This window comes from Pararhodobacter sp. SW119 (genome assembly GCF_017811755.1).
GTDB lineage: Bacteria > Pseudomonadota > Alphaproteobacteria > Rhodobacterales > Rhodobacteraceae > Pararhodobacter.
This window is the reverse complement of sequence record NZ_JADDJF010000025.1, coordinates 39,037-46,510: the sequence shown is the minus strand read 5'-3', so window position 1 is coordinate 46,510 and position 7,474 is coordinate 39,037. Positions and strand designations below refer to the sequence as shown.

Genomic DNA, 7,474 nt, shown 5'->3' with positions numbered 1-7,474 from the left:
GCGCCAAGCCAGCGGACCATAAGGCATGGCTACTCTACGCAAAACGATAATCGGCAGTCGCGAAGAGGTCTTGGGTATTGTTTCAGCCCGCGTTGTCATTTCGCCGCATCTCGCATTGAGGAGCCGCTCCCATGCCGGTCACCCAGCAGAACATGCTCGACGCCATGGACGGCGTCGTCATGGTTCTCGATGCCGCGCTGCGCATCAAGCAGGTCGGCGAGCCGAACTGGGTCCGATTCCGCGACGACAATCCGCCCCAGGACCCGACGGCTTTCGAGAGATCGAAGGGCAGCGTGCTCGATCGTCCGATCACGGATTTCTTCGCCGGCGACGCCGTGCGCGCCACGTTCACGAACCTGTTCAACAGCGTGCTCAGGGGAGCACGCCCGCTCGTTCGGATCGATTACCGCTGCGACGCGCCGACAGTGCGCCGTGAGATGCGCCTGGCTGTCACGCCGATCGCCAGCGACGGGCAGATGCACCACCTTCTCTATCAGTCGATCACCTTCAGGGCGCAGCCACGCCCTGCCGTCGCGCTGTTTGGCGCAGCGGTCACGGAGCGGGACGACGACGCGATCCTGACACTCTGCGCAATCTGTGCCAGGGTCGCCTGGCCGGTCGGCGCGCCGACGGGCGCGCGAGAATGGATCGAGCCCACCGAATACTACCGGCGCGATGGCGGCGACGTCGCGATGATCTCCCATGGATTCTGCGAGGCCTGCTTCGCGCGGCTTAAGGACGAGGACTGAAGGGTCCAGCCCTTTGCCTTTCGTGGTGCAGAAAACCGCTCGCGGGGCTCGGATTGGCAGTGACTGCTACGAGCTCAAACAACCCACGGCGATGATCGAGAATTTCGCGGTTGCAGCATGGGCGGATTCCACACGACCGGCCCTTTGCTGCCGGTCGGGCGGAGGGCAGCGCTGCAATGAGGGGTCTCGATATCGGCCATTCGCGCCTGCCGCGGCGATATGCCCTGAACTGCCATGGCCGCGGATTCGGGATGTGACACCTTGCGGTTGAGAGTTCGGGGCGAGCGATCGCAGGGGCGGAAGGGACACGGACGCCAAAGTTCAAGACGGTGCTAAACCAATCAAGCAATCGCCATTTTGGCAATCAAATGACTATTCTTTCAGGCAAATGGTGTCCGCTCCGGGTTTTGAGGGCCAATGCCGGCGCCCGGGGCCGGACCAGGGGAAAATATGGCGTTGGATGTCGATGAAGTCGGCGCGGATATCAGCGAGCGCTTGCAGGCCCCCGCAGTCGCGCAGACTGGACGATGAGCAGTTGCGCCTCGTATCGTCGCGGCCCGGGCTCGTCATTTCTCAAGTGCAGTTGAACCATTCGCATGCAGTGAAATTCACGTTCTGGTAGTCGCCAGAATAGGCAGTTCGCATGAACTTATCGCGCTCAGCCTTCGGTATCCCGGCCCGCATAGCAGCCTGGCGGCATCGTGCGATGATAGCGGGAGCCGAACCGTCTTCGCCGGTTAGCTGAACTTGAACGTGAGGATATTTCGGGGTCATGTTTTTTCCTTTTGCTGAAGGTGGGTGTGGTGGGCGACTTACCAGTAGATGGTGCGATCTCCTGTGACCAAAAAACCTGGAAAGGACAAAAAGGTAGAGCTCCGACCCACCGTCCCCGAATCTCCGGCGGGCTGAGGAATCGTCATTGGCCCAGAGCGGACGCTAACCGCCGTCGCTCGATTGCGCGCGGACCGTGAGTGGGATGATGACCGCAGCGGTGATCTTTCCCCAGCCCGCGCTGAGAGGGAGGACGGCGGTCACCCTGTGGCGGTGTCGGCCGAGATCCTGCCCAGCTGCGCCGGCGCATCGGGCTTCGGCAGGAGGACTGGGAAGCTGCGGAAGGTCCGGCCGGCCTGACCGCCGAGGCGCGGAAAACCTCGAAACCTTGGGCGACAGGTCAGACTCCCTCGAACGCGAGAGGCTTCCGCGCTTTCTGAGCGAAATGGCGCGTCTTGGCGCCCAATGGTTCCGGCTGCCCGTCCTGCAAGGCGACTGCGGCGCCTTCATGTCGGAGCATAAAGAGTGGCAATCTGTAGTCTTTCAGGCACCAAACTTCCTCCACAACCGCCATTGGCTCTCCTTCGATTCGCAAGTTCAAGCTTTCATTCTGAACTTCATCGAGGAGAGCCTTGACCGTACCAACCAGTAGTCTGAAGTGCGGAGAAGTCTTGCTCTTCGAAGGTACTTCAAACACAAGCGCCTGATCGCGGAGCACCGATCGACAATGCTGCAAACACGAACTGAAGATCGTGCATGAGCAGCGAATGACCGGAATGTCCGAATTCTGTTGAAAAACTCTGCGCTGCGCGGCAGAAACTCCGGTTTGAAAACTGTGGCGCGCGCCTTTGTTCATGGCGCCACCGGCGGTGCTGCGGGTGCGGGGAGGAGCTTGGCGAGTTTGCGGAGGTTCTGGGCGGTGGCGGCGAGGAGAAATTCGTCGTTCGCGCCGCAGGGGCCGCGTAATCGGAGCCGGCCAAGGCCGAGTATTCGCTTCAGGTGGGCGAACAGCATCTCGACCTTCTTCCGGAGCTTCATCGCGATCTCGTAATTTCCGGTCTTCGCGAGGTCTCGGGCGACCTGACGGGCGTCCTCGTGTTCTTCGCGGGTGATGGCGCGGAAGTCGGCGTTGGGGCAGCATTTCGATTTCGACGGGCAGTTCTGGCAGGTCATCTTCAGCGCGCGATACTTGGCGACGCCCTTGCCGGACGGCCCTCGGTTCGGGTCGGAATAGTTGCGGCGGAACTGCTTCAGGTCGTGACCCTCAGGGCAGATGTAACGGTTGTTTTCCGCGTCCCACTCGAAATCTTCCCGGCTCCAGGTTCCGTCGGTGCGTCCGGACTTGTCGATGACCGGGATGAACGGGGCGATCTCGCGGTCGACCACCCAGCCCAGCATGGGCCCCGAACCGTAGGCCGTGTCCGCGATCAGCCAATCGGGGTGCAGGTCGAAGACGTTCCGCACCCGATCCACCATGGTCCGCGCCGCCCCGACTTCTGCCTGCCGGATCGAGCGGGTGCCTTCGACATCGACGATCACGCCGTGATCGGTGTCGATGAGATAGTTGTCGGAATAGGCGAAGAACGCCGGCGCCTTGTGAGCCGCCGTCCACTGGCTGGCCGGATCGGCACGCGAGGTGACCTTGGGCTCGACCTCGCTGGCCGCACCGAAGGCCTCATGATCCAGCACTTCGAGATACTCTCTGACGGCCCGCGACGCCTCGACCGGATCGATGCTCTGCGCGTTCCATTCCTCCCGTGGCGTCGCGTTCTGCTTGCTGGCGTCTGCTGCGATCAGACTGGCATCCACCGCCAGGCGCTGACCGCTCACCAGGCCTTCGGCAATGCATCGGGCGACGACGGTCTCGAACAGGTGGCGCAGCAGTGCGCTCTCGCGGAAACGGCCATGGCGGTTCTTGGAAAAGCTGGAATGGTCCGGGACCGGCGCTGTCAGATCAAGCCGGCAGAACCAGCGATAGGCCAGGTTGAGATGCACCTCCTCGCACAGACGCCGTTCCGACCGAATGCCGAAGCAATACCCCACCAAAAGCATGCGGATCAGCAACTCCGGATCGATCGAGGGGCGCCCCGTGTGACTGTAGAATGGCGCCAGATGCGGACGAACGCCGCTCAGGTCGACGAAGCGATCGATCGAGCGCAGCAGGTGGTCCTGCGGAACGTGGTCTTCCAGCGAGAAGTCGTAGAACAGCGCGCCTTGCACCTGTTGCCTCGCTCCCATCATCGCCGTCACCCCCGCCAAGACAGGAGAATTGAATCAGCGATCACGCCGCAAAACAACCGGAGTTTTTCAACAGAATATCCGCATAGCTGACCAACACGGTTTGCGGACACCCCCTTCAATTTTTGAAACGAGGAACTTCAGGAGGCAAAACAACTTCTCCCAGATGCGGTTGCTCCTCGGCACCCTCCACGGGCCGTTCATCGACAGCAGTTGCTGGAACACGACTCATCGCCACCCGTTGTACAACGAAGCGACCGGTGGACTTCGGTCGGCAACCATGAACTCAGGAGGGACGATCTTGAGAAAGCGATCAGGTATCCCGCATTGCGCTGTGGCGGCCGCCGTGCTCAGCGCGATAGCCGCACCGAGCTTCGCGCAGCAGCAAGGCGATCTTCCGACGCTGAGGAACGAGGCGCTCACGCTGGTCAATACCGTCCGCGCCGAGGCAGGTCTCTCAGGACTTGAACCGAGCGACATTCTGGACCGGGCGGCGCAAGATCACGCGGCCGACATGCTGGCGCGCGACTACCACGACCACGTCTCCCCTGAAGGCGACACCCCGTTCGACCGTTTCATCGTGGCGGGCGGCAGCAGCTGGGCGCTCAGCGGCGAAAATATCGCCACATGTGAAGGCTGCTCGGTCCCGCCGGATGCTGATCGCGTGCGCGCCTTTCATGAAGGCTGGATGCAAAGTCCGGATCATCGCGACAACATCCTTTCGGACGGCTACGACAGCTTCGGGTTCGGGATCGTCGGAGAAGGCAGCGCAGTTTATGCCGTTCAGACATTCTCCGGTCCCGGCTCGGACGCAATCGACGGCGGCGACGCACAGCCTCTGACGCTACAGTCGGCGCGCGAACTGGCGCTCGAGCAGATCAACGACGCGCGCACTGCGGCAAGCCTTGATCCGATTGCCCAAAATGACGCGCTGGACACCGTCGCGGAGCGGGTGCTGGAAAGTCTTGCCGACGATCCAGGGACGCTGCCCGAGGACGTCTTCGGGCTGCTGCCGGAAGGGGCGACCGGGTGGACCAGCCTTGCACTGCAAACTGCAAGCAAAGGCGGATCGGGAGCCCAATTGTCGCGAGAGCATGTCACCGCCATCATCGTCGACTGGTCATCCACGAATGACGCAAGTCAGTCTCTTGGTGGCGAAGCCGCATCGCATTTCGGCTTTGCGGCGGAGGCCGCGGGGGACGGGCGTCTCTCTGCGGTCGCGGTGTTTGCCGGACGTCAATGATCATCGGAGAGGCGACGACCAAAACCAGCTGGAAACTCCAAGGCTCGGCACCTTGGCAAGGCCAGTATCTGTCAATCCCAGAGGAAAAAAATCGGACAGTGAACCGGTGGAATATTACTCCGGCAAGCCGGAGAGGACAGCTACGACAATATGGAAGCCCATCCCCGTCGTCGAACAGATGCAGGGACTATTGTGCATCGCGGTTGGCGCCAGATACGACGCATGGGGCCTCAGGTGGCCGTGAGGTCGGGATTGCACTGCCTTCCGATGGTTCGCCGCCGATCGCCGCAAAAGCATCGAACGCAGATACCGCCCTAACGCCCGCCCGGCCTCGGCGCCGTGGCGCATCTGACACGGACGATCGTCCAGCCTTCAGGAACCACCCGCTCGAGCTCGGGGCCAGCAGCGAGTAGGCAGGCGATGGGCAGGCGTGGCACGAAGTCGCGAACCTTTTCGATGCAGCGGTCTGGAGCGCCGAGTTCGCAAACGAGGGCTATAACCCGGATCATGGCCGAGCCGATCGCGCCGGCCCGCCGCGGCACCACAGTTCAATCGCACGAGTCCGCAAGATCGTCCCGGCGCGGATCATTCTCCTGGCACCGTTCTGGACCTGGCCGTCACCGCACGGAGAATTCCTTGGCGCGTAAAGCGGACGACGAGATAGGCGTCGAATCCGGTGACGAGCAGGTTCCAGATGTAGAGCAGGATCAGCTCCGACCAGACCCCCGTATCTCGATAGAGCGCGACCTTCGGTGCGATTCCGAAAACGTATCCGAAGCAGATGAGCAGGACGAACCCGAGGCTCTTGCCCGCGGCCTGGCGCGTGCGCAGCATTTTCCAGATCGAACAATACCAGCTTATCGAAAAGGCACCGAGCATCAAGGCTTCGAGGATGGCGGACATCTCAATTCCTCAATTGATCGCAAGGAAGATCGTCATCAACGCCGTGGTAGCGAGCGCAGTCAGGATCATCCCCAGGGTGGCGAAGGCCCCGGCGACATCGGAGATCTGGAAGGCGCGTGCGGTGCCGATGACATGTGAGGCAGCCCCGAGTGCGAGACCGATGGCCCGGTGGTCCCGCACCCCAGAAAAGGCCAGGAGGCCGGGTCCGAAGACCGCGCCGAAGATGCCTGTCGAGATCACGATCAGCGCGGTGAGCGCGGCATTCCCACCAAATCCCTCGGACAGCTGGATCGCGACGGCCGTGGTGACAGACTTGGGGCCAAGCGTCGCCAACACCTCGACCGAGGCCTCGACCAGCACCGGCAGGGCGAGCGCGGACGCCAGCGCGACGATCGCGCCCATCACCAGAGCGACGAGTACGGCGCCGCCCGAAGCTCGGATCAGCCCGGCGTTGCGATGGAGCGGCACGGCGAGCAGGATGACGACCAGTCCGAGCGCCGCATGCAACAGGCCGCTTTGCTCGAAGTAGACCTCGTAGCCGAGGCCGGTGACGTGGAGCAGAGCAGCCATTAGCACGGTGGCCACGAGCACCGGATGCAACAACGCTCGGTCGCCAAAGGCCTGGTTGATCCGCATTGCCACGCCATAAGCCGCAACGGTTGCCGCGAGGCCGAACCACGGGTGGTTGAGCGCCGCTTGGACCAGGGCGTTCATGACTGTGATTCTTCGGCGGCGGGACTCGTCGCCCACGCAACCGCCGCGCATCACTGCTCATTCTGATCTGGCCATGATTTGGACTGGATCGTGATGAAGCATCCCGACGTCCGCGCGCAGGCCGTGCAGGTCAGACCACGAATGTACCGGCAGCAGCGCCCGCGGCGCCAACCGAATAGGCTTCGTACAAGGTTCCGTCAAAAGCTGTGAAGCGCTTTGCCGTGCCCTTGATGTCGTTCAGGCGGCCGACAATGTAGTCTGGCGCTCCGAACTGATTGCAGGTAACGTCGCAGATTACCACGTTGGCGCCGTCCTTTGCCACGACGAAATAGTGGTCGCTGCCCTTTCCTGCCGCCGTCTTCCTCACCCGCACGGTACGGGAAGTCAAAGCGGAATTTCGCATGACAAAGAACTTGGTTGCCACGACCGACGCCCAAATACAGAGACCGGTCATCGCGGTGCCGGGCGGAACATTGACGCCCAGCTGCTGACATTTTGCGCGGGTCAGCGTAATCAGATTGCCCCAAACCGCGTTGTCGATACCGTAAGGTCCCGCTCCCTTGGCCGGCAAGTCCGAAGACCGAGTTGTATTGTACAGATCCAAGGCCATCTGCGTGAAAACCGTGTCCGGCTTTTCGGCTACAATGGGCATTAATCGACTTTCCCCGAATGACCCCGTCTCACACCATGTTCGTCCTATTGGGCCAGCAGATCAAGCATCGTTTGCCCGGACAGTGGACGCGGTCGGGGAAACACCCGGACCCTGCCGGATAATGCCATGAAACCGCACCATCCGGGCCTGGCGGGAAAGGCGACGGTGACTTCCGGACCGCATCCAGGCTATGAGGACGCGCAA

The 7,474-nt window shown here is 62.1% G+C and carries 7 protein-coding genes; 2 read left to right on the top strand and 5 right to left on the bottom strand.

Going from position 1 to position 7,474, the window contains the following annotated elements; genetic code table 11:
- The first annotated feature begins 131 nt into the window (after nt 1-131).
- Complete coding sequence (locus IM708_RS13930) at nt 132-749, top strand: hypothetical protein (RefSeq protein ID WP_209427181.1); 618 nt, start codon at nt 132-134, stop codon at nt 747-749.
- A gap of 1,171 nt (nt 750-1,920) precedes the next feature.
- Here IM708_RS13930 and IM708_RS13925 read toward each other — a convergent pair.
- Both IM708_RS13925 and IM708_RS13920 read right to left on the bottom strand, forming a co-directional pair.
- Nucleotides 1,921-2,376, bottom strand: a complete 456-nt coding sequence (locus IM708_RS13925) for a hypothetical protein (RefSeq protein ID WP_209427180.1) — start codon at nt 2,374-2,376, stop codon at nt 1,921-1,923.
- Nucleotides 2,373-3,761, bottom strand: a complete 1,389-nt coding sequence (locus tag IM708_RS13920; RefSeq protein WP_209427183.1) for a transposase — start codon at nt 3,759-3,761, stop codon at nt 2,373-2,375. Before IM708_RS13920 ends, IM708_RS13925 begins: the two co-directional genes overlap by 4 nt.
- 298 nt (nt 3,762-4,059) lie before the next feature.
- Here IM708_RS13920 and IM708_RS13915 point away from each other — a divergent pair, with 298 nt between their 5' ends.
- On the top strand, nt 4,060-5,001 hold the full coding sequence (locus IM708_RS13915; RefSeq protein ID WP_209427179.1) for a CAP domain-containing protein: 942 nt from the start codon (nt 4,060-4,062) through the stop codon (nt 4,999-5,001).
- 585 nt (nt 5,002-5,586) lie between these two features.
- Here IM708_RS13915 and IM708_RS13910 read toward each other — a convergent pair.
- From IM708_RS13910 to IM708_RS13900, 3 genes are all read right to left on the bottom strand, one after another.
- Complete coding sequence (locus tag IM708_RS13910; RefSeq protein ID WP_209427178.1) at nt 5,587-5,904, bottom strand: hypothetical protein; 318 nt, start codon at nt 5,902-5,904, stop codon at nt 5,587-5,589.
- A 9-nt stretch (nt 5,905-5,913) separates the two neighbouring features.
- Complete coding sequence (locus IM708_RS13905; protein WP_209427177.1) at nt 5,914-6,618, bottom strand: LrgB family protein; 705 nt, start codon at nt 6,616-6,618, stop codon at nt 5,914-5,916.
- Between the two features lie 130 nt (nt 6,619-6,748).
- Nucleotides 6,749-7,270, bottom strand: coding sequence for a hypothetical protein (locus IM708_RS13900; RefSeq protein ID WP_209427176.1), 522 nt, complete (start codon nt 7,268-7,270; stop codon nt 6,749-6,751).
- Nucleotides 7,271-7,474 lie beyond the last annotated feature (204 nt).